This is a genomic window from Streptomyces sp. NPDC017246, from assembly GCF_044331325.1.
Taxonomy (GTDB): domain Bacteria; phylum Actinomycetota; class Actinomycetes; order Streptomycetales; family Streptomycetaceae; genus Streptomyces.
The window spans coordinates 1-1,083 of sequence record NZ_JBIRMW010000049.1 but is presented as its reverse complement, the minus strand read 5'-3'; the positions used below and the strand labels follow the sequence as shown (position 1 = coordinate 1,083).

Annotated in this window: 1 protein-coding gene; it reads left to right on the top strand. The window is 72.6% G+C overall.

Annotation, left to right across the window (positions count from 1 at the left end):
* Positions 1–1,083: acetyl/propionyl/methylcrotonyl-CoA carboxylase subunit alpha (locus tag ACH4MY_RS38190; RefSeq protein WP_398009464.1), on the top strand; the 1,083-nt coding region annotated here is incomplete at both ends.

The following is a 1,083-nucleotide window of genomic DNA, read 5'->3' as shown; positions in this document are numbered from 1 at the left end:
CTGGACGCGGGTCTGACGTGGATCGGCCCGCCGCCGCAGGCGATCCGGGACCTGGGCGACAAGGTCGCCGCGCGGCACATCGCGCAGCGTGCCGGTGCCCCGCTCGTCGCCGGCACCCCCGACCCGGTCTCCGGCGCCGACGAGGTCGTCGCCTTCGCCGAGCAGCACGGGCTGCCCATCGCGATCAAGGCCGCCTTCGGCGGCGGCGGCCGCGGTCTGAAGGTCGCCCGGACCCTCGAAGAGGTCCCCGAGCTGTACGACTCCGCGGTGCGTGAGGCCGTGGCCGCCTTCGGCCGCGGCGAGTGCTTCGTCGAGCGCTACCTCGACCGGCCCCGCCACGTCGAGACCCAGTGCCTGGCCGACTCCCACGGCAACGTCGTCGTCGTCTCCACCCGCGACTGCTCGCTGCAGCGCCGCCACCAGAAGCTCGTCGAGGAGGCCCCCGCGCCGTTCCTCACCGAGGCGCAGAACGCGGAGCTGTACGCGGCGTCGAAGGCGATCCTGAAGGAGGCCGGCTACGTCGGCGCCGGCACGGTCGAGTTCCTCGTCGGCACCGACGGCACCATCTCCTTCCTGGAGGTCAACACCCGCCTCCAGGTCGAACACCCGGTCACCGAAGAGGTCACCGGCATCGACCTGGTCCGCGAGATGTTCCGCATCGCCGACGGCGAGGAACTCGGCTACGGCGACCCCGAGATCCGCGGCCACTCCTTCGAGTTCCGCATCAACGGCGAAGACCCCGGCCGCGGCTTCCTCCCGGCGCCCGGCACCGTCACCCTCTTCACCCCGCCCACCGGCCCCGGCGTCCGCCTCGACGCCGGCGTCGAATCCGGCAGCGTCATCGGCCCCGCCTGGGACTCCCTCCTGGCCAAGCTGATCGTCACCGGCGCCACCCGCGAACAGGCCCTCCAGCGCGCCGCCCGCGCACTCGGCGAATTCACCGTCGAAGGCATGGCCACCGCCATCCCCTTCCACCAGGCCGTCGTCGTCGACCCCGCGTTCACCGCCGACCCGTTCCGGATCCACACCCGGTGGATCGAGACGGAGTTCGTCAACGAGATCAAGCCCTTCGCCCCCGCCGGC